The following is a 25,885-nucleotide window of genomic DNA, read 5'->3' on the forward strand; positions in this document are numbered from 1 at the left end:
GAAGCAAACGCACAGCCAACTCCAAAGCCCAGCGAGCTCAAAAAAGATCAGTGCTCAATCATTTCCTGCACCTTCCCCACCAACGCCGCCATATCAAACGGCTTCGTAATCACCTGCATCCCATACTCCAGCAACCCATTGCCCACCGCAGCGTTCTCCGCATACCCCGTGATGAACAACACCTTCAGCTGCGGCCGTGACACCCGCGCCGCGTCCGCCACCTGCCGGCCATTCAGCCCACCCGGCAACCCCACATCGGTCAGCAGCAGATCGATGCGCCGGTCAGACTGCAGGATGTGCAGCCCCGACGGCCCGTCAGCCGCCGAGATGACTTGATAACCCAAGTCCTGCAACTCCTCCACGATCAGCCCGCGGATCGTCGCCTCGTCCTCGATCACCAGCACCACCTCGCCATCGCCCCGGTGCTCGTACTGGCTGCGCTCGAGCTCCAGGTCGGGCTCGGCATCGCCGATGTGGCGGGGCAGGTACAGGCACATGGTCGTGCCCTCGCCCGGCACCGAATAGATCCGCACCTGCCCGCCTGACTGGCGCACGAAGCCATACACCATCGACAGGCCCAGCCCCGTGCCCTGGCCCATGGGCTTGGTGGTGAAGAACGGGTCGAAGGCGCGCGAGGCGACCTCCGCAGTCATGCCGGCACCCGTGTCGGTCACGCAGACCGAGATGTACTGGCCGGGTGTCAATTCACGCTCGCCGGCAGCGCGGTCGTCCAGCCATTTGTTGGCGGTTTCGATGGTGAGGCGACCGCCCGAAGGCGCCATGGCGTCGCGGGCGTTGATGCACAGGTTGAGCACGGCGTTTTCCAGCTGCGACGGGTCGACCTTGGTCAACCACAGCCCGCCTGCACCCACCACTTCCAGCTCGACCGAAGGGCCCACGGTGCGGCGCACGATCTCTTCGATGCCCGCGACGAGGCGGTTCACGTCGGTGGGTTTGGGGTCCAGCGTCTGGCGGCGGGAGAAGGCCAGCAGCCGCTGCGTCAGCGATGCCGCACGGCGCACCGACGACTGGGCCATGCCGATGTATCGCTCGGCGTTCTCGAAGCGCTGGGCAGCTAGCCGCTTCTCGAGCACCTGCAGGCTGGCGCTCATGCTGCCCAGCAGGTTGTTGAAGTCGTGCGCGATGCCGCCGGTCAACTGGCCGATGGCTTCCATCTTCTGGGCATGGCGGAACTTGGACTCGACCTCCATCAGCTCCTGCGTGCGCTCGGCCACCTTGCGCTCAAGCGACTCATTCACTTCGCGCAGTTGGGCTTCGGTGCGCGCACGCTCCACGGCCGTGCGGGTGCGGCCTGCCACTTCGCGCATGAAAGCCACGTCTTCGGGCGACCATTCGCGCGGTTGTGCATGGTTGGCGAACAGCAGTGCCACCAGCTCACCCTGTTCCAGAACCGGTATGTTGAGCAGCGCAGCCACGCCCCGCTCCTGGATAGCCGCCAGCGCGCTGCGGGTGCGCTCGTCGGCACGCACGTCTGCAATGCGCACGACCCGGTCTGCCTTCAGGTCGTCCACGAAGCTGCCGTAGCGGCGCAGGTTCAGGCTGCCCGCGATCGATGCGGTGCCCGGCTGCGTCCAGTCGCAGGGGATGGTGGCGTCGTCGGTGACAGGGTCCACCAAGGCGTAGCCGGCACGGCTGACGCGCAGCGTGCGGCCCAGCAGTTCGGCCGCGGCCTCGCAGATGGCGTGGGCAGATGTCAACGACCGCAGCAGGTCGGTGAACTGCGCGAGTGCGGCGCGGCGCGCCTCAGCCGCCATGCGTCCCGTCACGTCCACGCCTTCCACGAAGATGCCGGTCACAGTGCCCTGGGCATCGCGGATGGGCTGGAACACAAAGTCCACGTAATGCTCGCCCTCTGGCGAGTCGTAGCGCGCGCCGTGGGCAGTCAACGCCTCGCCGCTGAGGTAGACACTGTCGAGCAGCGCCAAGTAACCCTGCTCCACCGTTTCAGGCAAGGCTTCGACCACGGTCAGCCCGATGATCGCGCGCGGGCCCACCAGCCGGCGGTAGCCGGGGTTGGCCAGCGTGATGCGGTGCTCCGGGCCTTCCAGCATGGCCATGAAGCTGGGAGACTGGTCGAACAGCTTTGCGAACTGTTCGCGCTCGGCGACCAGGCGGCGCTCCAGCTGCACCTTGGCCGTGGTATCCGTCACCATGCCGAGCACGCCGGCAACGGCGCCCTGCTCGTCCGGAATGGGTGAATAGCGCAAGTTGAACCATACCGTCTGGGGCGCTCCCTGCAGGTTCAGCTCCAGGGGGGTGTCGTGATAGTCCAGCGTGCCGCCCGCCAGGCAGGAGCGCAGCACGTTGTCGTTGAACTCGCGCGCCTCCGGCCAGGCCTGCAGCACTGGCATGCCCAGGATTCCCGGGTGACGCTGGCCGCTGAACGCGGCGTAGCCTTCGTTGTAGATCAGGATGCCGCCGTCACCCCACAGCGTGGCGATGGGCACCGAAGAACGCAGGATGGTGGCCAGGGTCAGCCGCAAATGGGCCGGCCACTGCTCGATGGGACCGAGCGGCGTGGCGCTCCAGTCGAAGTCGGCAATGAGACGGGCCATGGAGCCGCCACATTGAAGAAAAGGCGGTAGGGCCGAGCCCGGCGCGGGGTGTGACATGCAGTCTGCCTTCTGATTGTTTTGTCTACTGGAAGCGGGCTGCTGGCGAACCTTTGCCATGGCACAACGCTCCCCTCAGAAGACGGCCATGGCGCGAAATATTCTGGTGCGTGGACACAAGCGTGCGCCACGGGCAACGACAAGGTGCGTAAGAAACCATGCTCCCCTACCCCCTCAGTCGCGGTATACGGGCGCTGGCGTGGCCCGTCCGCCAGACTGGGGAGCCGTGTCAGCACCCGCACGCGCCGGCGCCTGGGCTGCATCGCCGCCACCGCCGAAGAGCCGCCGCAGCGTTTCACCCAGCCGCGCGCCCAAAGCGGTGCCGATGCCAGGCGCCACCGCCGTGCCCAAGGCCGCTCCGGCCAGCGCAGCGGGTGGCAGGCTCAGCGTGGGGTCAGACACCGTGCCGCCAAACTCCAGCGGCACGCCGATCACGCCTTCCACCAAGTCCACCGACACATTGCCCTTCACCCGCTGGCTCTGTATGACGGCGCTGCCGGTGGCAGTAAGTACGCCAGAAGTCGCCTTGAGGTCGGAATAGCGCACGATGGTGCCGTCTCGGTCGCCTTCGGTGCGTACGATGCCGCTCAGTTGGTCCAACGGCGTGGTGCCTTGATGGTTCTGGCCGGCGCTCTTCACGGCCTTTTCCAGATCGAACGTCAGCAGGCGTGCCTGGCGGATGTCGAAACGGGTGCGGGTCTGGAGAGAGCGCAGCGCCTCGGCCGGCTCGGCCCCCTCGGCGATCAGGTCGGTGTGGCCGTCGGCCCGGCCCGCCACGATGGCGCGGCGCTCGAAGGCAGCCATGAGGCCCACGATGTCCACGCCCGTGAAATCAATGGCGCCGGTGATGCGGTAGCGCGTGCCGAAGGCTTCCAGCCGAAGCTCGCCCGGCTGCGTGCGCCCCCCGGCAGTGACGTCGGCACGCCAGCGGTCTTGGGTGCCCTCGCGGGCGATTTCCAGCGCAGCGGGCACCGAAGCCCCCTCGCGCTCGATCCGGCCACGCCGTGGGCGCCACTCGGTGTCGAACTGCACATCACCCGTGTACGCCAGAGAACGGTTGGTGCGCGACACCCACCGCACATTGCGCCATTCGACATGCTGCACGGGAATGTCGGCCAGCTTGAATGGAGCGTCAGGCTTGGCACCATCCTCTGCCGGCTGAACACTGAAGCCGGAAAGCGAGCGCTGCGGTACGGAGGCATCTTCCACCAGCAACTGCGTGATCGACAGGCGCCGGCGCAGCAGCTCGGACCACTGTGCCTGAGCGGTGACACGGGCGACGGTAATGGGGGCTTCCTGCCCGGTGGCCACGCCTTCGAGCACGACGCGCGGCGCGCGCCACAGGCCCCACTGCAAGCGCTGCACGGTGACGGGAACGCCCAACTTTTCCGATGCTTCGGCCTCTACGCGGCGCGCCAGCTCCTCCTCCGTCGGCAGCCAGACCCACAACGCCAGCACGGCAAGCAGCACCAGGCCCGCGATGGAGGCCAGTGCGATCCAGACGGTGCGGCGTTGAGGCATAAGAGCAAAAGAGGGAGGGAAGGCAGAACGGAAGGATGAGATCAACGTGCAACACGGCTGCCAACGCGCAAATGCACACTGCCAGACCGGCGTGCCGACGCACTCGCCAGACCTTAGCGGCGACCCCGCCTTATCGCCGTCGTCCCAGGACTACAGCCTATGTGCGCCAAACACCTGATTCGACACCACCAGGGAAGCGCTTGGGACGCGTTGACACACCCTACACTTCGCGCCGTTCCACACAACACACAAACCGAGGAGTATTCCCCTTGTCCACCTACTTTCCCCGATGGCGCGAGACGCGCGCCACCGAAGGCGCCGTCGTGGCCCCCGACGAACGCCTGCCCTGGGGCCAGACCGCCGTCATGGGCGTGCAGCACGTCATCGCCATGTTCGGCGCCACGGTGCTCGCGCCCATCCTCATGGGTTTCGATCCCAACGTCGCCATCCTGATGAGCGGCCTGGGCACGCTGATCTTCTTCATCGTGACTGGCGGGCGGGTGCCCAGCTACCTGGGCTCGAGCTTCGCGTTCATCGGCGTGGTGATCGCCGCGTCGGCCTATGCGGGCAAGGGCCCGAACGTGAACATGGGCGTTGCGCTGGGCGGCATCATTGCCTGCGGACTGCTCTACACCCTGATCGGCGTGCTGGTGCAGGCCGTCGGCACTGGCTGGATCGAGCGCTTCATGCCCCCGGTGGTGACCGGTGCGGTGGTGGCCGTCATCGGGCTGAACCTGGCGGGTATTCCCATCAAGAACATGGCAGCCAACAACTTCGAGGCCTGGATGCAGGCCGTCACCTTCGTGTGCGTGGGCCTGGTGGCGGTGCTGACGCGCGGCATGGCGCAGCGCCTCTTGATCCTGCTGGGGCTGATTGCGGCCAGCATCATCTACGCCGTATTCACCAACGTGCTGGGCTGGGGCAAGCCGCTGGATCTGTCGCCCATCGCCGCCGCCGCCTGGGTGGGCATGCCGGCCTTTACGGCGCCGGTGTTCAGCGGCCCGGCCATGCTGCTGATCGCGCCCGTCGCCATCATTCTGGTGGCCGAAAATCTGGGCCACATCAAGGCCGTCACGGCCATGACCGGCCAGAACCTGGACCGCTACATGGGCCGCGCGTTCATCGGCGACGGCATTGCCACCATGGTCAGCGGCAGCGCGGGCGGCACGGGCGTGACCACCTATGCCGAGAACATCGGCGTGATGGCCGCCACCAAGATCTATTCCACCGCCGTGTTCCTGGTGGCCGGCGTGATCGCGCTGGTGCTGGGCTTCTCGCCGAAGTTCGGCGCGCTGATCCAGGCCATTCCGCTGCCGGTAATGGGCGGCGTCTCCATCGTGGTGTTCGGCCTCATCGCCGTGGCCGGCGCCAAGATCTGGGTCGACAACCGGGTGGACTTCTCAGACAACAAGAACCTCATCGTCGCAGCTATCACGTTGATTCTGGGCACGGGCGACTTCACGCTCAAGTTCGGCGCGTTTGCCCTGGGCGGCATCGGCACCGCCACGTTCGGCGCCATCATCCTGTACGCCTTGCTGAACCGCCGCGCCCAACGCTAGCCCAGGCGACGGCCTGTGCACTGTGCAGTCACGGCGACCGTGGCGTGCAGCACCCTGGGGGATACAAGCCAAGATGCGCATTGGCAGTTCCTGCCCGACCGGCACGGTGCGGTAGTCCGAAAGGACCGGTGGTTCAGCATGACAGCGCCTGTAGCAACATCCACATCGCCGCCGGCATTGCCTTTCACGGGTGATGCTGGGCTGCGATTTTTCCCAGGGCTGGCTCTACAGCGCGCACGTCCGGCCGGCCAGTTGGGCGACTACGCCCGCCGTCACTTGCCGGCCCCATCGCTCTGAGCAGGGCCGCAGAGGGTACGGCGGACTTAGCGCATCAGCCGCCACACCAGCTCGACCCCGGCTGACAGCAGGTCGAAGCGGTCGGAAGATGACCCCTCGGTGAACCGCTCCTTTTGCCGCTGGCGCTCTTCCCGGTTGCGCTCACGCTCCAGGGCCACCAGCGCATCGGCCAGCGCCGGTGGGCTGACGGGCTCTTCGGCCCGTCGGGCAGCCTGGCTGTGGCGCTGCAGCGCTGCGTCTACCGCCTTCGGGTCCAGCAGCGACAGCGCAGAGCGGCAATAGGGGCAGGCGTGGTCGCGGCGGATGTCCACCGTGCCGCCGCAGTGCGTACAGCTGATGGTGCCCACGCGGTCGGCCAGCGCCTCGATCTCGATGGGCGAGAGATGGCGCACGAATCCTTTTTCCACCATGAACGAGCCGAAGGTGCTGAAGCGCCCATGGCCGGCCGTGCAGCGGTAGGTGCGATAGCGCCCGCCCCGGGCCACGTCGAAGCCGCCTTCGAGCGTGCGTGCGCACCGCGCGCACTGCAGCCGCTGCGCGATGGGGTGGTGCGCATCGCTGCGGTGGCCGTGCAGCAGCTCGAACAGCGCCAGCACGCCGGCGGGCGCCAGCCGGGTGTTTTCCTGCGGATCGAACCACAGGCCCTGGCAGGCGAAACACAGGTCGAGCTCCAGCGTGCCGCCGCCATGCGCGGCGAAGCGGTGAACGGCAGCGGGCTGGCGGCAGGACGGACACAGGCGGGCGGACGGCAGCGTGGACATGGTGCCCAGCATGGTAGCGGCTGCGCGGCGCCGTTTCAGCCACACACCGCCGCTGTCAGTTGCGCAGGCATGGCCACCTTCTTACCTGGACGAACCAGCGCCGTTCAAGTGAGGTCCATGGCCCCGGCTACCTCAGAGCGCTTTCACAACGCTGCGTCAGACCCCGGCGCAGACTCCGTCGGCACGTGGGTCCGTCGCGCCTTCGATGCGCCCGTCGGGGTGCACGGCCACGGCGCCTGCGTGGCCCATCATGTCCTCGAAGTCGCCCACCACCTGCACGTCATGGCCCGCCTGGCGCAGCGCCTCCACCAGGGCCGGATCAAAACGCGACTCCAGCTTGAGATTGGTGGACTGGTCGCCCCAGGTGCGCCCCAGCAGCCAGCGCGGCGCGGTGATGGCCGCCTGCATGTCCTGCCCGAAAAGCGCATGCCGCGTGAAGAAGGCCGCCTGTGTCTGCGGCTGCCCTTCCCCGCCCATGGTGCCGTAGGCGAGCACACGGCCGTCGTTCAGCAGCGCGAGCGCAGGGTTCAGGGTATGGAATGGCAGCCGGCCCGGCGTGAGCTGGTTGGGGCCGGGCTCCAGCGTGAACGAGGCGCCCCGGTTCTGCCATTGAACGCCCGATTCAGGCAGCACGATGCCGCTGCCGAACTCCCAGTACACGCTCTGGATGTAGCTCACCACCCGGCCCTGCGCATCGGCCGCGCCCAGCCAGACCGTATCGCCGGGCGCGGTGGGCACCGGCCAGGGCGCGGCGCGCTGCGAGTCGATGTGAGCGGCCTCGGCATCGAGCGCGCCGGGCTCCAGATAGGCCACAGGGTCGGCATGCATGTGGGCCGGGTCGCCCACATGGCGGTTGCGCCATGCGAAGGCGCGCTTGGTCGCCTCCACCACGCCGTGTACGTGCGCGAAGCCCTCGGCTTGCGACACACCCAGCCGGTCGAACAGGCCCAGGATGGCCAGCGACGACACGCCCTGCGTGGGCGGAGGCTGATTGAACACCTGGCCGACCGACAGGCGGGTCGACAGAGGGGCCACCTGGCGCGCTTGCCAACCCTGCAGGTCGGCGAGCGCCAGCGGGCTGCCCAGCGTTTGCAGGTCGCGCGCCATGCTGCGGGCGAGGTCGCCCCTATAGAAATCGTCGAGGCCGGCGTGGGCCAGCCGTTCCAGCGTGGCGGCGATGCGCGGCTGGCGCAGCGTATCGCCCACGCGCGGCACGCCTTCTGCGGCGAAGGCGGCGGCAAAGCCAGGCACGTGCTCCAACTCGCCCCACTTCGCCTGCGTGAGCGACGCCTGCGAACGGGTGACGGACATGCCCTGGCGGGCATGGCGAATGGCATCGGACAGCAGGTGCGGCAGTGGCAGCGGCGTGCCCCAGGTGCGCGCCACCTCCAGCGCTTCGGCCCAGCCCCCCACCGCGCCGGCCACGGTCAGCGCGGCACGCGGGCCGCGCGTGGGAATGGCTGCGTCACCTTGCGCACGGTAGAAAGCCGCATCAGCCGCCTGCGCAGCAGAGCCGCAGGCCCGCACGGCCACGGGGGCCGCCATGCCGGGGGCGTGGATCAGCCAGAAGCCATCGCCGCCGATGCCATTCATGTGCGGATAGACCACCGCAATCGTGGCCGCCGCAGCCACCATGGCCTCCACGGCATTGCCTCCTTCGCGTAGCACGGCGGCGCCGGCCTGGGCTGCAAGGTGGTGGGGCGCGGTCACCATGCCGCCGCGGCAGTGCAGGCTATGCAGCATGGGCCGGCTCCTTGGGTGCGTCCATGAGCGAGACATGCGCTGCCACCACGCACCAGCCCTGGCCCGGCATGCGCACCCAGGTCTGCTGCTGGCGGCCGATGCGGACGCTGCCTTCACGGGTGAATTCGGTGCTGGCCGTGGCCATGTCACGCCCATACGTCGTGATGGACGTGTGGCGCAGCGTGCGCGCCAGCCCGACGGCGGGCCGCGCACTGCGGAACGCTCGGATGGCGTCAATGCCGTAGAGGTTTTCGGTGGCGCCATACCGCACGGTATGCGGGCTGTGGAAGAAGAGCGCGTCCAGCGCATCGACCTCGTTGTGCACCAGCGCGTGTTCGTATTGTTCGAAGGCGGCCATCACCTCGGCCAGCACCTCGGGCAGATTGACGGTGGTCTCGTCATGCATGCATTTGTCTCCGTTATCGATGTGGTGGCAATTGTGGGCCAGCTCAGTGCCCGCCGCCCAAATAGGCGCGCGTGAGCGCATCGTTGGCGGCAATCTCCTCTGCCGTGCCTTGCGCCACGACACGGCCGCCCTCCAGCACATAGGCACGGTCGGCCAGCGACAGGGCCAAGGCGGCCATCTGATCTACCAGCACCAGGGTCATGGATTCATTGCGCAACGCGTCCAGTGCGGCGAACAGCTCCTCAATGACCTTGGGCGCCAGGCCCAGCGACGGCTCGTCGAGCAGCAACACTTTCGGCTGCGCCATGAGCGCACGCGCAATGGCCAGCATCTGCTGCTCCCCGCCCGACAGCAGGCCGGCACGCTGATGCAGCCGCTCGCGCAGGCGCGGAAAGCGCTGCAGCATCTGCTCCACGCGTGCCTCGCGGCCCTCGGGCACCAAGAATGCGCCCAGGCGGATGTTGTCGAGCACGGACAACTCCGGAAACACCTGCCGGCCTTCCGGCACGAGCACCAGCCCATGCGCCACCACCTGTTCAGCGCGCAAGGTGCCCAGCTCCACCCCCGCCAGGTGTATGCCTCCTTGCAACGGACGGTGCAAGCCGGCGAGCGAGCGCATCAACGTGCTCTTGCCCGCGCCATTGGCGCCGAGCAGCGCCACCAGTTCGCCCTGGCGCACCCGCAGATCCACGCCGTGCAACACCGGCTCGGCACCGTAGCCGGTCGTCAGATTCCCTACGCCGAGCACTTCGACAGTACCCTGTGGCAGCGTGCGGCCGATGCCGCCGCGCACTGCCACGGCCCCACCCGCGCCGTCACCCAGGTATGCCTGACGCACCGCGGGATGCGCCTGCACCTCGGCCGGCGTGCCTTCGGCCAGATGGCGGCCCGATTCCAGCACCACCACATGGTCGGACAGCCCCATCACCAGCGCCATGTCGTGCTCCACCAGCAGCACGCCCACGCCCTGGTCGGCAATGCGGCGCAGCAGCGCGGACAAGCGCTCCTTGTCTTCATGCGACAGCCCAGCCGCCGGCTCGTCCAGCAGCAGCACGTCGGGGTCGGTGGCCAGGGCGCGCGCAATCTCCACCAAGCGGCGATCCACGTGTGCCAGATCGGCGGCGCATGCCCAGGGGTCGCCCGCGTAGCCGCACCACGCCAACAGCGCCGCCGCCTGCGCCCCGGCCTGGGGCGAGCGGATGCGCATGGCGCCCAGCAACGCACCCAGGCGACCGCGCGGCAGGGCCAACGCCACGTTGTCGATCACGCTCAAGCTGCCGAACAGCTGCGAGGTCTGGTAGCTGCGGGCCACACCGGCCCGTGCAATACGCCATGCGCTCAGGCCCTGCACGGGCATGTCGCCCAGCAGGCAGCCGCCTTGCGTAGGCGTGTAGAAGCCGCTCAGCATGTTCAGCACCGTGCTCTTGCCCGCACCGTTGGGGCCGATCAGGCTGGTCACCTGGCCGGGCCGCACGCTGAACGACAATTTCGACACCGCATGCACGCCGCCGAACACCATGGACAGGCCATCGGCCCGCAGCGTGCGGCGCACGCGGCTGCCCAGGGCCGGCGCGGCCCCTGCATTCAGCGACGCAGCCACCGCCGCAGCAGGCTCTGCTCGGCGAGGCCACAGGCGCAGCACCAGGCCGACCAGCCCCTGCGGCGCAGCCCACAGCACGGCCAGCAGCAGCGCGCCGAAGAAGAGCAGCCGGTATTCCTCCAGCCGCGCCAGCAGCTCCGGCAGCAGGCCCACGATGACGGCACCCACCAGCGGCCCCGCGATGCTGCCCGAGCCACCGATCATCACCACAAGCACGAAGAGGATGGACTGCAGGAACGAGAAACTGTGCGGCGTGACGAAGCCCGACAGCGGCGCGTAGAGCCCGCCCGCCACACCGGCCAGCAGCGCCGACACGGCAAAGGCCATGGTCTTGACGACGAGCGGATTCAGCCCGATGGATTCCGAGGCGGTTTCCGCATCGCGCACGGCCCGCAAGGCCGCGCCCCAGCTGCCGCGCGACAGCCGCACGAAGGCCACCATAGCCAGCGCCGCAGCCACGATGGCTAGCGCCGCCACGGCTCTTTCGCCGCGCAGTGTGCCCCAGCCCAGGCTGGGCGCCGCAATGCCCATGATGCCGTTCTGCCCGCCTGTCAGCTCGCGCATCTCGACGGCGCTGTGTTCCACGATAAAGCCGAAGGCGATGGTGACCATCGCGAGGTAAGGACCCTTCACCCGCAGCGCAGGCAACGCCAGCAGTGCGCCCATGGCACCGGCGGCGAGGGCCGCCACGGGCCATGCGGCCCAGAAGCTCCAGCCGGCCTTGGTGGTGAGAATCGCCACGGCATAGGCACCGATGGCATAAAAGCCCACGTGGCCGAACGAGACCTGTCCCGACAGGCCGAGCAGCACGTTCAGGCCAATGCCCACGATGGCCAGCAGCGCCACGTTGGCCAGCACGAAGACGTAATAGCCGTTGACGGTGGCGGCCAGCCCTATGCCCCCCAGCACGGCGGCAATGCCCAGAATCCACAGCCCCGTCCCGGCCAGGCGGCCTCGCGCTGGCGCGCTGCGTCCCACGTTGTGTTGTTCAACCATGTTCATACCTTGCGCACCAGGGCACGCCCGAAGAGCCCGTTGGGACGCGCGGCCAGCGCCACGATCACGAGCGAGAAAGTGAGGATCTGCGTGTAGCCCGAGCCGAGCGTCGTGGTCACCAGCGCCTCGACCAGTCCGAACAGCAGGCCGGCCAGCATCACGCCCCATGCGCTGGATACGCCCCCCAGAATGGCCACCGCAAACGCCTTCAACCCGAACAGCGTGCCCATGTCGGACTGCACGTTGAAGAGCGGCGCGATCAGCACGCCCGCAATGCCCGCGAACAGCGCCGACACGGCAAAGGCAGCGGCCACCACACGGCCGATGGGAATGCCCATCAGCCGCGCCGCGTCACGGTTCTGCACCACCGCCAGCATGGCCGTTCCCCAGCGCGTGCGGCGCGCCACCACGTGCAGCGCAGCGGCCAGCGCCAATCCCACGACAGGAATCAACAACTGCAGCGGATACACACCCAGCCCCTGCCCGCCCAGCTCGATGGGCGACTGGGCCAGCGGCGACGGCAGGCTGCGCGGTTCCTTGCCGAAGGTGAACATGACCACGTTGTCCACCACGATGCCCAGCGCCACGGTGGCCATCAGCCAGGCGTCGGAGCCCCGGCTGGCGAAGGGCCGCACGGCCACGAACTCCACCACCAGGCCATAGAGCGCGCACAGCAGCAGCGCCAGGGCGATGGCCACCGGCATGGGCCAGCCCAGGGTCATGGCAAAACCATAGGTGAGCACGGCGCCCAGCATCATGGAACTGCCTTGCGCGAAGTTCACAGTGCCGGAGACGACATAGGTGACGTGGAATCCCAGCGCCATCAGCCCGTACATGCTGCCCAGGCCGATGCCGCTGATGAGGGCGGAGAGAAATAGCATCGTGGTGATTGATCGAATGCGGTGAAGGAATGACGGCAAGCCGCGTTGGAAGACGGCCTGAAGCGGTCAAGAAAGCTCAGCGAAGCGGTTCTGGCCAGGCGCTACACGCCAGATTGATGGCAGGCAGTACGGCTGGTACGACAAGACACAGCAACGACGCCAGAAGCGCTTTATTGGCGGCGTTTACTGCTTGTCCAGCCCCACGGGCAGGATGCGGTTGCCGATGAACTGCGCCCACACGTAGTCGTTTTCGTTCAGCGCGTCGTGGTTGGCTTCGGTGAAAGGCTTGTCATAGGTCTTGATCAGGCCCTCGTACTTGTCGATCTTGTAGAAGCCCTGGCGCAAGGCATTGCCTTCGGTGCTGCCGGCCTTGGCAATCGCCAGCGCAGCCAGCTGCACGGCGTCGTAGGCATTGGCCACGCCGACGGCCGGCGTGATGTTGTCCGGCCCCTTGATCTCCGGGTAGCGGGACTTGAGCGCGGCCAGAACCTTCTCGCCCACGGGCGACTGCTTGCCGAAGAAGCTGTAGGTCTGCACGAAGTGCACGTTCTTGGCATTGGGCCCACCCAGCTCGGTGAAGCGGCCACCGGCCGGCCCCCAGTGCGAAACGATGGGCACCTGCCAGCCCATGCGGTCGAGCGACTTGACCACCTGCGCCGACGGCCCCACGTTGCCCACCATGAACAGCGTGTCGGCACCGGCGGCCTTCAGGCGCGTGAGCTGCGGCACCACGTCCACGTCGCTGTCGTTGAACTTCTCGATGGCCGCGGCCTTCATGCCCTTGGCGGCCAGCGCGGCGGTCAGGCCCTTCTCGTTCGATTCACCCCAGGGGTTGTTCACCAGAATCATCCCTGGGTTCTTCGCGCCGAAGGTCTTCTGCGCATAGGCCAGCATGCCCCGGTCCACGATCTCGTCCACCGCGGACACGCGGAAGGCGAAGTTGGGCTGGGCGCCGTTCTTGGTGATGGGCGTGCCTGCGGCCCAGGGGCCCATGAACGGCACCTTTTCCTGATTGGCCAGTTGCACGATGGCGATCGACACGGGCGTATCGAGCCCGCCAAACAGCACCGCCACCTTCTCGCGGTAGATCAGTTCACGCGCAGCCGTAACGCCCTTGGCCGGGTTGGCCTCGTCATCGCGGCGCACCAGCTCGAGCTTGCGGCCACCCAGCAGGCCCCCCTTGGAATTGATCTCTTCGATGGCAATGGTCATGCCCCGGGTGATCGACTCGCCCGCCAGGGCCGACTGGCCCGACAGCGCCGTGACCAGGCCGATCTTGATGGGCTCGGCAGCCTGCGCGGCCCCCACGAACGAGGCAGCGGCCAGGGCGGCCAGGGTGAATGTGCGACGGGTCGTCTTGGAACTCATGTTGGTACTCCAGGCTGGAATGAAGCTGCGGGTTGGGCGGAGCGTGACTACTTCGCGTGGCGTACCACGTGCAAGCACCATGCCAGCGTCAACCATCCATTACTTTTATTGCCAACATATGTAAATTCATATCGTCAACAATTTGGCACACCACTTGCTCACACCGCAATGGAGCGGCCTGCCAGGCCATACAGCACCAACCCGGTGCACCCATCGGAGAACCCCTATGCAACACGCCCCCTTCGAGGGCACGCCCGCACCTGCGCAGGACGCGGGCTCGCTGGTAGAAGAATTCCTGCGCCTCATCATGATTCCTGCGCCCGAGCAGGCCAGCCGCCTGGTGTCGCCCCAGCTCGCCATCCGCTTCACGGGCGGTCGCGCCATGCAGCGCCCTGCCGACTGCGCCGCCTTCAATGCCCAGCGCTACGCCTGGGTGAAGAAGCGGTTCGAGCGCACGGACGTGGCCCAGGGTGCGACCGATGCGGAGGCCGTCGTCTACAACACCGGAACGCTGCACGGCGCCTGGCCCGACGGCACACCGTTCGAGGGCAACCGCTACATCGACCGCTACGTGGTGTGCCACGGGCTCATCGTGCAGATGGATGTGTGGAACGACAGCGCGGAATGGCTGCTGGTGCGGGCTGGTCTGGCTGCGCCCTGGCCGTCGCCCATGCAGCCCCCCGCGGAGCCGGGCGCATGAGCGCGTATGGCATGGGGCCGCTGCCCTCTCACGGCCGTTTCGGCTATTCGGCCATCCCCGACCGGCCCGACTACGCATGGCCGGGCGGCGCGCGATTGGCCGTGTACCTGGGCTTCAACCTGGAACACTTTGCTTTCGGTGAAGGCCTGGGCGCGCGCATCGGCCCGGTCTCGCCCGAGCCGGACGTGCTCAACTACAGCTGGCGCGAGTACGGCAACCGCGTGGGCGCCTGGCGCTGCCTGTCACTGTTCGACCAGCTGGGGCTGCCCACCGGCTGCCTGCTGAATACCGCGATGTACGACCACTGCCCCGAGCTGGTCGCGGCCTTTGCGGCGCGGGGCGACGAGCTCATCGGCCACGGCCACACCAATGCGGAGCGCCAGGGCGCGATGGCAGAGCATGAAGAGCGCGCGCTGCTGGCCGGCTGCCGTGTCCGCATCGAGCAGATGAGCGGCAGCGCGCCCACGGGCTGGCTGTCGCCCTGGATCTCCGAGAGCCGCGCAACGCCCGATTTGCTGGCCGAGACCGGCTATGCCTACACGCTGAACTGGGCGCATGACGACCAGCCCCTGCCCATGCACACGCGCGGCGGTGCCCCGCTGTGGTCGGTGCCCTACCCGCAGGAGCTGAACGACATTCCGATGATCGTCGCGCGCAACCTGGATGGCCGCGACTTCGCCCAGATGATTGTCGACAACTTCGACGAGATGCTGATGCAAAGCGCCAGCCAGCCGCTGGTAATGGGCATTGCCCTGCACCCGTACCTGGTGGGCCAGCCCTACCGGCTGCGCCACCTGCGCCATGCGCTGGAACACCTGTGCCGGGCACGCGATGCGGGCCAGATCTGGTTCACCACGCCGGGCGCGGTCTGCGGCCACATGCAGGCGCTGTTTCCCACCGCTGCCACCACAGGGCTCGCGACCTGATCGCGCGCGCCGGCCGTTTCCCATTCCTAGCCCGTCACACCATGTCCTCCACGACCACCCCGTTTTCCATCGATGACACCGCACGCGCCTGGGTGCCCCACGGGCGCTTCACCGTGCCCGGGGCGCCCACGGGCGCGCTGGCGGGCCTGAGCTTTGCCGCCAAGGATGTCTTTGACGTCGCCGGCCACACCACCGGCGCGGGCAACCCGACCTGGCTGGCCACCCATGCGCCCGCCGAGCAGCACAGCCTGCTGGTGGAGCAGCTGCTGGCAGCGGGCGCCACGCTGCAGGGCAAGGTGATCTCCGACGAGTTGGCCTACAGCATCCACGGCCACAACCTTCACTACGGCATGCCGCTCAACCCTGCGGCGCCAGACCGCATTCCCGGCGGCTCGTCCAGTGGCTCGGTGGCCGCCGTGGCGGCGCGGCTGGTGGACTTTGCCCTGGGCACGGACACGGGCGGCTCCACCCGCGTGCCCGCCAGCTATTGCGGCGTGTGGGGCCTGCGGACCACGCACGGACTGCTGCCGCGCGAGGGACTGGTGCCGCTGCACCCGAGCTTCGATACCGCCACCTGGTTTGCACACGATGCGCGCACCTTTGCCCGTGTGGCAGATGTTCTGGCGCCAGCGCAGCCCTTCACGCCGCGCCGCGTGCTGCGGGTCGACGATGCGCTGGCCGAGGCCGACGCGGCCTTCGCGCCGCTGCTGGCCCAGGTGGCGGCCGCGCTGCAGGCGAGCACCGGCGCAGCGGTGCAGCCGGTGTTGGCCGCTGATGCCGGCGATACGCTGGAGCAATGGCGCCGGCACTACGTGGCCTGGGGCGCGCATGAAGGCTGGCAGGCCCACGGAGCGTGGATCAGCAGCCATGCGCCCGCGTTCGAAGACGCCATCGCCGGCCGCTGGCAGGCGGCCAGCCAGGTCGATGCGGCCAGCGCCCGGCAGGCCCAGGCCGAAGGCCTGGCCATCAGGGAGCGGGTGCGCGCGCTGGTGGGCGACGATGCCGTCATGCTGCTGCCCTCTGCGGCAACGGCAGCGCCCCGGCGCGATGCGGGCGGCGCGGAGATCGACGCCATCCGCATGCGCACCCTGCGCATCAGCTGCATCGCAGGGCTGGCGGGCTTGCCGCAGGTCAGCCTGCCGCTGCGCCTGCCAGACGGCCTGCCCGCAGGCATCTCGCTGATCGGCCCGGCCGGCAGCGACCGGGCGCTGGTGCACCTGGCCGTGCAGGTGTGGCAGGCGCTGCAGCCTGCGCAGGCCTGAGCCGGGCCGGCAAAAGGGCGGCCGGAAAGCGCGACAATCGCTGAAAACACAGACGCCTGGGCATTGTCGACAATGCCTGTCGAACATTCCATGGCCACCCCAAAAACCTCCAGCCCCGCGCCCAAGCCGCGGCCGGCCGTCCGCAAGGCAGCGCCTGCTGCCGCACGCCCCACAGTGCGTTCTGCGAAGCGCCCCGCACCGCAACCCAAAGCGTTGCCTGCATCCTTGCCTGAAGCGCCGCTCGCAGGCCCCGCCATCGAGGCCGCCACGCTGCCGGGCATGCGCACCGGCGACGATGTGGAAACGCGCATCTACAACACCGTGTTCGAAAGCGTGATGACGCAGCGCCTCACACCGGGCACCAAGCTGCCCGAGGCGTCGCTGTGCGCGCTGTTCGGCGTGCGCCGCGCCACGGTGCGCAAGGTGCTGCAGACGCTGGCGCACGACCACATCGTGGAGCTGCGCCCGAACCGGGGCGCGGTGGTGGCGGCCCCCTCGCCGGAAGAAACCCGCAAGATCTTCGAGGCGCGCCGGGCGCTGGAGGCCGCCATAGTGCGGCTGGCCACCCACCACGCCACGCCGGCCGATCTGGCGTCGCTGCGCGTTCAGCTGCAGCAGGAGCACGACGCCATGCACAGCTTCACGCAGCCGGCGTGGGCACGGCTGGCCAGCTCGTTCCATCTGCGGCTGGCGGAGCTGGCGCGCAACCCCATCCTGCAGCGCTACCTGATGGAGCTGGTGTCGCGCTGCTCGCTCATCGTGGCGCTGTACGAGCCGCCGGGCAAGGCGTCGTGCGAGCACGAGGAGCATGCGCGCGTGGTGGAACTCATCGCGCAGGGCGACGCCGAGGGCGCCGTCCGCGTGATGGAGGGCCATCTGCTGGAGCTCGAGCGCAACGTCTGCATGCAGCACGATGCGCCGGGCAACAGCCTGGCGCGCATGCTGGGCATGGGCTGAGGGCCGACCGGCCCGCCCACCCGCTGCGGATAATGGCTTGACCACCGTCATCGAGAAGAAATCATGTCCATCTGGAAGAAGCCCATCGACCTTGCGCAACTCAACAGTGGTGCGCCCAACGCCATCACGCATCTGGGCATCGAGTTCACCGAGGTGGGCGACGACTTTTTGCGCGGACGCGTGCCGGTGGACGACCGCACCAAGCAGCCTTATGGCCTGCTGCACGGCGGCGTGAGCGTGGTGCTGGCCGAGACGCTGGGGTCGGTGGGCGCCGTGTACGCGTCGCCCGAGGACTGGCGCGCAGTGGGGCTGGACATCAACGCCAACCACCTGCGCGCCGCCACCAAGGGCTGGGTCACCGGCACCGCGCGGCCGGTGCACATCGGCAAGACCACGCAGGTGTGGCAGATCGACATGGTGAACGAAGCGGGCGAGCTGACCTGTGTGTCGCGCCTGACCATGGCCATGCTGCCGCCGCGCTAAGCAGAATACAAGCCAAATTGGCCTCTAGCGCTTATCCATCAAGCGCAAGCAGCTATATATTTTATAGCAAACGATTCCGGCATGGGCTATCGCTGGGGTAGCGCGCGGGCCGGGTTGCCCACCACCGTCACGCCCGCAGGCACGTCGCGCGTGACGACGCTGCCGGCGCCGATCAAGGCGCCATCGCCCACCGTCACCCCGGGCATCAACAAGGCGCCCGCACCGATCCAGACATGCTGGCCGATGCGCACCGGCCGGCCGAACTCTGCCCCCGTGGCGCGTCCCGCGGCATCGCGCGGATGGTCCGCCGCGAGGATCTGCACGCCGGGCCCGATCTGCGTGCCATCGCCGATGGTGACCTCCACCACGTCGAGCACCACGCAGTTGAAGTTGAGGAACACCCCCGCCCCGAGCCGCAGGTTGAACCCGTAGTCGCAGTGGAACGGCGGCCGCACGACGCTGCCAGGCCCCACCGCCCCCAGGCCCTCGGCCAGCAGCGCGTGCCGGCCGATGGCATCCAGCGCGGCATGGGCTGCGGCGTCGTTGTAGCGGGCCAGCCACCGGGCGGCGGCGTCGCTGCCCGCGCGCAGTTCCGGGTCGCTGGCGATATACAGCTCTCCGGCGAGCATCTTCTGTTTCTCTGAGCGTGGGGCAGAAGCCAAGGGCGTCGTCATGGTTGCAGCATAGGTGGGCAGATGTTCAGTCGCCCCGGCGTTCCGCGTCGGCGACCGAGGCGCTGGCGGCATCGGTCCACACGCCGAGGCGAAAGTCCGCATCCTGCATGTCGATCACGGGGCGCAGCCCCAACTGCGTTTGCACGCGCTCATGCACCGCGTCGCCCGCCAGCGCGCAGCCATCGATGGGCCGGCGCCAGTGGCAGGCAGCCACCACGCCGCCCGGCGCCAGCGCAATGCGCACACACGCCGCTAGGCGATCGATGTCGTCTGGTGCCAGGTAATAAACGAATTCGCTCAACACGATCAGATCGAAGCTGCCGCCAGGCCAGTCGCCGGGCAGCCACAGGCGCGCGAACGCCACGTGCGGCTGCCCCACCAGGCGCGCCGCCGCGGTGGCCAGGGCGCGCTCGGCCCCGTCGCTGGCCAGCAGGCGATCACAGCGCGGCGCCAGTTCGGCTGTCAGCAAGCCGGTGGCGCAGCCGGGCTCGAACGCGCTGGCATAGCGGGCATGCGGCAGGCTGGCCAGCAGCAGGCGCCGCTTGCGCGCTTCGTACCAGCTGCCGTCGAAGTGCCAGGGGTCGTCGCTGCGTTCGTAGAGCGCGTCGAAATCGTGCGCAGTGAGGGCACCCGCCGCATGGGTGGTGATGGTGGTGGTGGATGAAGTCATGCGGGGGCGAACAGGGTTTCGAACGGCCAGCCCGCGCGCTGTGCGATGGCGTCGTCCAACACCGGCCCCTGGCCACCCGCACGGGGCGCCAGTTGCGACAGGTGGCAGGCCAGCGCCTGCGCCTTGCGCGTGACAGCAAGAGCGGAGTGAAGCCTTGGCGGGCGCAAAACGCGCAGCCGGTGCCACGGAATCTGCGGATGCGACGGGTCGGCCCAATGCCACATCCACACCGGCGCTTCCCACAGGTCCGCGCCCACGGCGCTTGCCGCCTCGGCCGCCGCCCGTCCGCAGGCTTCATGGTCGGGATGGCCGTCGAGCCGCCAGGTGCTGACCACCACGTCGCCGGGGCGCAGCAGCTGTTGCAGGGCGTGCGACAACGCGGCCTGGGCTGCAGTCACTCCGCCATCGGAAAAGCCCAGCAGACGCAGCGCCGCATCAGGCACACCCAAGGCGCGCAGACCGGCCAGGCGCTCGTCGCGCCGCGCGGCAGCCAGCGCTGGCTCCGGCCATGCGGGGTCACCCGCGTGGCTGGCCTCGCCGTCGGTCACGCCGACGATGAGCACGCTGCCGCCCTGCTGCACGTGGGCCTGCAGCAGCAGCCCGCAAGCCAGCAGTTCGTCGTCGGGGTGCGGCGCCACGACGACCAGGCGGCGCGAAGCGGGCACGATGTCGGCTGACTCCACGCCCGCCGTTGATCGTTGGCTCAGCCAGTCCTGCCACACGGCGGGCGCGTGGAGCGGATGCGGGCCGATGTGGCGACTGGCCGGTGTTGCCAGGGCGGCTGACATGGGTTCCGGGGCCATCACAGCTGCCATGGCGATTCCTCGTGTGCGGCCAGCCGCTCGCCCAGCGCCGCGTCGTCGCGATCCGCATGGCTCTGGCGAATGAACACGGGCAGATCAGCCGTCATGCGGGCAAAGTCGGCGTCGCGGCAGAACGGCGTCGCGCCCAGCGCCCGGCCGGCCTCGTCCAGCACGCGGCGCGCGCAGGCTTCGGCCGCCTGCCGGGCGCGCAGGGCAGCGCGCAAGGCGTCTGCCGCAGGGTTCGCGTCGATCCAGTCCGCAGTTTCTTTCAGCAGCGCGCCGGTGGTGCCCAGGGCTACGTCCACCCGCCCGAGCGCAGCCAGACGGAAAGGCGTGCGCTGCGCTGTCGGCGTCTGCGCGATGGCGGCATGCAACGTGCGACCGAGTGCCAGCGCGCCACCCCACCAGCACGCGGCAATGCCGGCACCGCCGTGCCAGAAACCCGGCCGCTGGAGGTAGTCGCCCTCGCCCCCCACGCATACCGCGCGCACCTGCTGGAACGACACGTCCGCACTGGCGCTTTCGGCCATGCCGACAGCGCGCCAGGTCTGGGTGGATACCGTGATGCCGGGCTGCAGCAGATCGACCGCCACCAGTTGCGGCCCGTGCCCATCGGCGTGCCAGGCGGTCAGCAAGCCATGCGTAGCGTGTTCGGCGCCAGAGCACCAGGCTTTGGTTCCGCTGATGCGGACCGCACCCGGGTTGGTACTGCTGTCGTCTTGCTGCCAGGTGACGCGCTCGCCCGGCGCCTCGGACGCCCAGGTGCCCCAGAGGGAATCGCCGCCGCTGCCAGCAATGCCCTCGGGCGCGCGCAACTCGCGCAGGATGGCCAGCGCATCGGTATGGCCTTCGTACAGCTTGGCGAGCGACAGATCATGTTGGGCCACTTCGGCGATGGAACGCCACCGCTGCAGGGTCTCGCCCTGCCCCGGTTGCGGCAACCGCGCGCAGGCGGCGCTGGCCAGTTGCTGCATGCGCACGGCAGCGCCCAGATGACGGCCGGCCACCAGCGCGGCCTGCAGCGCATCGAGCGTGGTGAGGTCGGCGGCCTGCGTCATGCCGCCACCTCGGCGGCCAGCAGCGCCGGCACCATCAGCCCCGCCAGATGAGCGCCGAAGCCGGCCGGCGCGCGGAACTGCCGGCGCGCGCTGGTAGCCACGCGCGGCGCGTTGGTCCACGCGATGCCTATGCCCGCCTTCTCCAGCGCGCGCACCAGGGCCACGTCCTCGCCCGTGCGCAGCTCTGAAAAGCCGCCCACCTGCTGGTACGCGTGCGCGCTCACGCCCAGGTTGGCGCCGTGCACATGGCGGTGCCCCGGCAGGTCGCTGTAGCCGGCGTGATAGAGGTGCTGCACGGCCTTGCCGTAGCTGCCCCAGTCGCGCACCTCCACCGTGCCGCAGACCGCGTCGCTAGCCTGGCCGAGGTGCTGCACCAGCCAATCGGGCGCGACGGTCGAATCGGCGTCGGTGAAGCTGAGCCACCGGGCACCGGCCTGCAGCGCATGCCGAGCCCCGGCTGCGCGTGCGGCGCCTACGTTACGCCGGTCCAGCCGAATCGTCTGCACGCCGCTGCGAAGCGCCAGGCGCTCAGACCCGTCGGAGCACGCATCGAGCGCCACCACGATCTGCACCGGCTCTCCCCGCAGCGCGGGGTGCTGGGCGGCGACACGCAGCGACTGCAGGCAACGGTCCAGCGAGGCTTCTTCGTCATGGGCAGGAATGACCACGCCGATCATGGGTGAGCCCTGTGAGCCATGCATGCACCGTTCAGCATTGGACGCGCCGATCGGCGAAGCCGGGCTGGCGGCTGGTCGTTGCTTGCCCTGTGGCTCTGCACCATGGTGAACTCCTTGGAATGGAACCTGCAAGCTAAGGCTTGCCTTGATGCGGCTTCGTAGGATGAAATCGAGCGCGTTCATCAGAACGCGTCAGCACGAGCGGGAGCCGGCAGAAAATCCAGACCGCTGGCGATCCATTCACCATTCGCTCGCATCCAGGCGTTCCGGCGTCCTACAGTCGGAGGGACGCGACTCGCCTACCGTGTGCCGGGTATTGGCAGAATCCTCGGACTCTGCCCTACCTGCCGTGCCACAGCCCGCACACTGAACCAATGACAGAAATAGAAGCCGCCTCATGACCCAGATCGCCACCGGACACGCCGCCCCATGAGCCCGTGGGCCGTCGCATGGCAACGCGCACGAGACAAGGTAATGGCCGTGCCGGGCCTGTCGGTTCTGGTGCTGGCCGTGCGCAATTACGTACTGCACCAGAGCGCCAACCAGGCGGGCAGCATGGCGTTCTCGTCGGTGCTGGCGATGTTCCCGTTGCTGATCCTGCTGTCTGCCACAGCGGCCTACATCGGCGAGCCGGGCGACGCCGCAGCCCTGGCGCAGCGCGTGATGGAATACGCGCCGCCCCTGGTGCGCAGCGCCATGCAACCCGTGATCGAGCAGGTGCTCGCGCAGCGCAACCAAGCCCTGCTGACCATCGGCTTTCTGGTCACGCTGTGGACCGCGTCCTCAGGCATGCAGGCGGCACGCACGGCGCTGAACAAGTCCTACGGCATCCAGCGGGGCCTGCCCTTCTGGAAGGCCCGCATCAAGGTCACCGTATTCACCGTGGTGGTCGGCGGCGGCATAGCAGCTGCGTTCAGTTCGGTGATCGTCATGCCCTATGTGTGGCAACTGCTGGAAAACAGCGCTGGCGTGGATGCAGATGCACCCTGGCTGCGCAACAGCGTGCGCTATGGCTCGGCATTTCTGGTGTTGACGGTGCTCTACGCACTGCTCTACGGCTGGCTGCCCGACCTGCGGCAACGCCTGCGCACCGTGATTCCGGGCGCCATCGTGGGCGCGGCTTTCTGGGTGGGCGCCGCCGCCACCCTGTCGTACACATTGCGCAGCGCGGGCAAGCTGGCGCTGGTGTACGGCAGCTTTGCGGGCGTGGTGGCTACGCTGGTGTTTCTGTACATCAGCGCCACCACGCTGATCTTCGGGGCGGAAGTGAATGGCGTGCTGCACCAGAAAAGCAAGGCAGCGGAAACGCCTGAGCCGCCCGCAGCAGACACGGCCGCACCCGCCGTGCCGTAAGAACGCGCCGGCCGTTGCGGCTTTCAGTCCGCCTGTGCCGACGCGCGCGCCATGCGCTCGCTCTTCCAGTACACGTCGTCGCCGCCATCCATGTGGTTGAGCACGCGCGAGAGCACGAACATCAGATCCGACAGGCGGTTGAGGTAGCGCCGCGGGGCGTCGCGCAAGGCTTCCTGCGCGCCCAGCGCCACCACGGCACGCTCTGCGCGGCGCGCCACGGTGCGGCAGACGTGAGCCTGGGCTGCGGCGCGGGTGCCTGCGGGCAGGATGAATTCCTGCAGCCTGGGGAGCGCGGCGTTGTGCTCCTCCAGCGCCGCATCCAGCTGCTGCAGCGCTTCGTCCTTGAGCAATTCGAAACCGGGAATGGACAGCTCGCCCCCCAGATTGAAAAGCTGGTGCTGCACGTCCACCATTAGGTCGCGCACGTTTTGCGGCAGCGGCTCGCACAGCAGCAGGCCGATGTGCGAGTTGAGTTCATCCACGTCGCCCATGGCGTGCGGGCGCGGGCTGTCTTTCGATACCCGGGTGTTGTCGCCCAGGCCCGTGGAACCGTCGTCTCCGGTGCGCGTGGCGATTTGTGTCAGTCGGTTTCCCATGGCTCGATTTCTCCTCGATTGGCGATAGCTTGGCCATTTTGCGTTACATGCCGGGGGCAATTGTGTAGCCGGGCAACGGCAGGCAAGAGTGCTGGCGCGCAAGGCGCGAACGCGGTGCAATGGCATCCTGTTCAACGCTTTTCGAGGAGTCAGACCCATGTCAAAGGCCAAGCCAAGGCGGTCTTACCCGTTCGATGCCCGCAGCGTGATGCTGTTTGCGGCCATCACGGTGGGAGGCATTACAGCGCATGCGCAAAGCCCATCTTCGACGACCGCCTCCAGCTCGCGGTCACAGAGCACCCAAACCAGCCCTGCCACGTCGTCAGGCTCTTCTGCGGCACCCCGCGCGGTGTTCGGCGGCAGCAGCAGTGGCAGCCACGCGAAACCGCCTGCTTCATCCAGCAAGGCAACGAAAACCGGGGGACGCCAACCCTGATCCAACCTACTTAGTGCTAGCGGCCCGACTCCACCCCGGGCCGTGAACGGGCCCGCCGCGCTGTACTCCAGGGCGTGACGGGCCCGTTCCTTTGTAGGCAAGGCGAAGTTAGAACTCCTTGCGCCCCGCCCAGATTTCCTTGGCCAGATAGGCCTTGGCACCCAGCTCCAGGAACGGCAGGGCCGGCGACCGGGTGGGGGCGCCGAGCGCCAGCGCATCGGCGATCAGCGGGTTGTCCAGACCCAGGGCATGCTCGACGAGCAACGTCCCAAGAATGGTCTGCTTGACGATGCCCACGCCGTTGCAACCCGCCGCGACATGCACGTTGGGCGCGACAGCGCCCCATCGCGGCGCCCCGTTGCGCGTGACGGCCAGCGTGCCCATCCAGAAGTGCTCCAGTTCCACGTCGGTGAGATTCGGGAACCGCGCGGCAAAGACCTGGACGTGCGTACGCTTGGCATGGTCACGCTGCGACTGCGAGACCTTGAGGTTCTTTGGAAACAGAAACCCTTGGCGAATGAGCATGCGCCGGTCGTCCGTGAAGCGCATGGTGGCGCCCACCACAGCATTTGCCGGCGTCAGGCCCCAGCTGTCGCGCACCCCATAACGGCGCTGCTGATCTTCATTCAGCGGCTTGCTGAGCGAGCCGAACGACACCATGGGAAAGGTCTCGCCCCGGAAGAAGCCCAGCTGCTGGGCGAAGGCGTTGTTGGCCAGAATGAGCCGGCCTGCCACGACAGAGCCGCCCCCGGCCGTCTGCGCCCTCACTTCTTTGCTGCCGACATCCAGGGCAACGACAGGCGAATTCTCGAACAACGCCACGTTGGCGGGCAGGCTGTCTGCCAGGCCTCGGCAAAGAGCGGCCGGATTCAGCAGGATGCAGCCGGGGGTGTAGATGCCCGAGCGAAAGTAGCTCGTTCCCAGCCGCGGTGCCAGATCGTCGCGGCGAAAGAACTGATGCGCCTGCCCGAGTCGATCCAGTTCATCGGCATGGTGCCGCAGTGTCTTTTCGGCCTGGGGCGATACGGCGCAGTGGTACTTGCCGGCCTGCCTCCAGTCGCAGGCGATCCCGTGCGGGCCGACCAGGGCTTCGAGCTGTTGAACGCCAGCGGCCAGCAGGCGCTGGTAATGGCGGGCCTTGGCCAATTCGTCCAGCGATGAGCCGACGTTGTGCGGAACATCGATGGCGAAGCCGGAATTTCGGCCGGAGGCGTTGTCGCCCACCACTCCCGCATCCAGCACGGCAATGCTGGCCGAAGGTGCCAGCTGCGCCAGCCGCCGTGCCGCCGCCAGGCCGGCGTATCCCGCGCCGATGACGAGCCAATCCACCTTCAATGCATGCGCCAGCGGCTCCTTTGCCGTGCGGGGCGGCAGGATGGTCGACCAGCCGTTGGTTCGGTCCTCCTGCGGAAGGTGCTGCACCCTGATGGGTTCACGCCCACCCTGGTGCGCCACCTGCTTGTTCGACCCGGTCAGATTCAGCGTCTCTTTCATCCATGAAATTGTCGGGCCATTCCACAGCGAG

22 protein-coding genes are annotated in these 25,885 nt (G+C 68.3%); 7 read left to right on the plus strand and 15 right to left on the minus strand.

Features of this window, described 5'->3' with window-relative positions:
* Positions 1-47: 47 nt before the first annotated feature.
* On the minus strand, positions 48-2,576 hold the full coding sequence (locus RQI28_RS09500; RefSeq protein ID WP_311223126.1) for a PAS domain-containing protein: 2,529 nt from the start codon (positions 2,574-2,576) through the stop codon (positions 48-50).
* A gap of 231 nt (positions 2,577-2,807) precedes the next feature.
* A complete protein-coding gene (locus RQI28_RS09505; RefSeq protein ID WP_311223127.1) occupies positions 2,808-4,154 on the minus strand; it encodes a hypothetical protein in 1,347 nt (448 codons plus the stop codon).
* A 269-nt stretch (positions 4,155-4,423) separates the two neighbouring features.
* On the opposite strand from RQI28_RS09505, the gene RQI28_RS09510 reads away from it, so the two are divergent.
* Positions 4,424-5,713 carry a solute carrier family 23 protein gene (locus RQI28_RS09510; RefSeq protein ID WP_311223128.1) on the plus strand — a complete coding sequence of 430 codons (1,290 nt, stop codon included), beginning with the start codon at positions 4,424-4,426 and terminating at the stop codon, positions 5,711-5,713.
* Between the two features lie 323 nt (positions 5,714-6,036).
* Here the strand turns inward: RQI28_RS09510 and RQI28_RS09515 are convergent, their stop codons facing one another.
* The 6 genes from RQI28_RS09515 to RQI28_RS09540 all read right to left on the minus strand — a co-directional run bounded on the left by RQI28_RS09515 (position 6,037) and on the right by RQI28_RS09540 (position 13,765).
* The gene (locus tag RQI28_RS09515) at positions 6,037-6,783 is read right to left on the minus strand and encodes a zf-TFIIB domain-containing protein (RefSeq protein WP_311230423.1); all 747 of its coding nucleotides are present in this window, start codon (positions 6,781-6,783) and stop codon (positions 6,037-6,039) included.
* Between the two features lie 144 nt (positions 6,784-6,927).
* On the minus strand, positions 6,928-8,514 hold the full coding sequence (locus RQI28_RS09520) for a gamma-glutamyltransferase (RefSeq protein ID WP_311223130.1): 1,587 nt from the start codon (positions 8,512-8,514) through the stop codon (positions 6,928-6,930).
* The gene (gene hpxZ, locus RQI28_RS09525; protein ID WP_311223131.1) at positions 8,504-8,920 is read right to left on the minus strand and encodes an oxalurate catabolism protein HpxZ; all 417 of its coding nucleotides are present in this window, start codon (positions 8,918-8,920) and stop codon (positions 8,504-8,506) included. The genes RQI28_RS09520 and hpxZ overlap by 11 nt, the downstream gene beginning before the upstream one ends.
* A gap of 43 nt (positions 8,921-8,963) precedes the next feature.
* The gene (locus RQI28_RS09530) at positions 8,964-11,522 is read right to left on the minus strand and encodes an ATP-binding cassette domain-containing protein (protein WP_404976896.1); all 2,559 of its coding nucleotides are present in this window, start codon (positions 11,520-11,522) and stop codon (positions 8,964-8,966) included.
* Entirely contained in the window at positions 11,519-12,397 is an 879-nt protein-coding gene (locus tag RQI28_RS09535) for a branched-chain amino acid ABC transporter permease (RefSeq protein ID WP_311223133.1), read from the minus strand. Before RQI28_RS09535 ends, RQI28_RS09530 begins: the two co-directional genes overlap by 4 nt.
* A gap of 183 nt (positions 12,398-12,580) precedes the next feature.
* The gene (locus RQI28_RS09540) at positions 12,581-13,765 is read right to left on the minus strand and encodes an ABC transporter substrate-binding protein (RefSeq protein WP_311223134.1); all 1,185 of its coding nucleotides are present in this window, start codon (positions 13,763-13,765) and stop codon (positions 12,581-12,583) included.
* Positions 13,766-13,991: 226 nt separating this feature from the next.
* Between RQI28_RS09540 and RQI28_RS09545 the strand changes: the two genes are divergently transcribed.
* The 5 genes from RQI28_RS09545 to RQI28_RS09565 all read left to right on the plus strand — a co-directional run bounded on the left by RQI28_RS09545 (position 13,992) and on the right by RQI28_RS09565 (position 18,093).
* A complete protein-coding gene (locus RQI28_RS09545; RefSeq protein WP_311223135.1) occupies positions 13,992-14,465 on the plus strand; it encodes a nuclear transport factor 2 family protein in 474 nt (157 codons plus the stop codon).
* Positions 14,462-15,391: a polysaccharide deacetylase family protein gene (locus RQI28_RS09550; RefSeq protein WP_311223136.1), complete on the plus strand. Its 930-nt coding sequence runs from the start codon at positions 14,462-14,464 to the stop codon at positions 15,389-15,391. The genes RQI28_RS09545 and RQI28_RS09550 overlap by 4 nt, the downstream gene beginning before the upstream one ends.
* 41 nt (positions 15,392-15,432) lie before the next feature.
* A complete protein-coding gene (locus RQI28_RS09555) occupies positions 15,433-16,653 on the plus strand; it encodes an amidase (protein WP_311223137.1) in 1,221 nt (406 codons plus the stop codon).
* Between the two features lie 90 nt (positions 16,654-16,743).
* Positions 16,744-17,610 (plus strand): GntR family transcriptional regulator, encoded by an 867-nt coding sequence (locus RQI28_RS09560; protein ID WP_311223138.1) that lies wholly within the window; start codon positions 16,744-16,746, stop codon positions 17,608-17,610.
* 63 nt (positions 17,611-17,673) lie between these two features.
* A complete protein-coding gene (locus RQI28_RS09565) occupies positions 17,674-18,093 on the plus strand; it encodes a hotdog fold thioesterase (protein WP_311223139.1) in 420 nt (139 codons plus the stop codon).
* Between the two features lie 86 nt (positions 18,094-18,179).
* On the opposite strand, the gene RQI28_RS09570 is transcribed toward RQI28_RS09565, so the two are convergent.
* From RQI28_RS09570 to RQI28_RS09590, 5 genes are all read right to left on the minus strand, one after another.
* Positions 18,180-18,722 carry a sugar O-acetyltransferase gene (locus RQI28_RS09570; protein ID WP_311223306.1) on the minus strand — a complete coding sequence of 181 codons (543 nt, stop codon included), beginning with the start codon at positions 18,720-18,722 and terminating at the stop codon, positions 18,180-18,182.
* A gap of 70 nt (positions 18,723-18,792) precedes the next feature.
* Entirely contained in the window at positions 18,793-19,437 is a 645-nt protein-coding gene (locus RQI28_RS09575) for an SAM-dependent methyltransferase (protein WP_311223140.1), read from the minus strand.
* Complete coding sequence (locus RQI28_RS09580; RefSeq protein ID WP_311223141.1) at positions 19,434-20,252, minus strand: PIG-L family deacetylase; 819 nt, start codon at positions 20,250-20,252, stop codon at positions 19,434-19,436. Before RQI28_RS09580 ends, RQI28_RS09575 begins: the two co-directional genes overlap by 4 nt.
* Positions 20,240-21,298: an acyl-CoA dehydrogenase family protein gene (locus RQI28_RS09585; protein WP_311223142.1), complete on the minus strand. Its 1,059-nt coding sequence runs from the start codon at positions 21,296-21,298 to the stop codon at positions 20,240-20,242. Before RQI28_RS09585 ends, RQI28_RS09580 begins: the two co-directional genes overlap by 13 nt.
* Positions 21,295-21,975, minus strand: coding sequence for a glycosyltransferase (locus RQI28_RS09590; RefSeq protein WP_404976899.1), 681 nt, complete (start codon positions 21,973-21,975; stop codon positions 21,295-21,297). The genes RQI28_RS09585 and RQI28_RS09590 overlap by 4 nt, the downstream gene beginning before the upstream one ends.
* A 429-nt stretch (positions 21,976-22,404) precedes the next feature.
* Here RQI28_RS09590 and RQI28_RS09595 point away from each other — a divergent pair, with 429 nt between their 5' ends.
* A complete protein-coding gene (locus tag RQI28_RS09595) occupies positions 22,405-23,328 on the plus strand; it encodes a YihY/virulence factor BrkB family protein (protein WP_311223144.1) in 924 nt (307 codons plus the stop codon).
* 23 nt (positions 23,329-23,351) lie between these two features.
* Here RQI28_RS09595 and RQI28_RS09600 read toward each other — a convergent pair whose 3' ends face one another.
* Both RQI28_RS09600 and RQI28_RS09605 read right to left on the minus strand, forming a co-directional pair.
* On the minus strand, positions 23,352-23,924 hold the full coding sequence (locus RQI28_RS09600) for a cob(I)yrinic acid a,c-diamide adenosyltransferase (RefSeq protein WP_311223145.1): 573 nt from the start codon (positions 23,922-23,924) through the stop codon (positions 23,352-23,354).
* 544 nt (positions 23,925-24,468) lie between these two features.
* A complete protein-coding gene (locus tag RQI28_RS09605; protein ID WP_311223146.1) occupies positions 24,469-25,854 on the minus strand; it encodes an FAD-binding oxidoreductase in 1,386 nt (461 codons plus the stop codon).
* Between the last annotated feature and the right edge of the window lie 31 nt (positions 25,855-25,885).

It is taken from the genome of Acidovorax sp. WCS2018Noco2-16, from assembly GCF_031843945.1.
In the GTDB taxonomy this organism is placed as follows: Bacteria; Pseudomonadota; Gammaproteobacteria; order Burkholderiales; family Burkholderiaceae_C; genus Paracidovorax.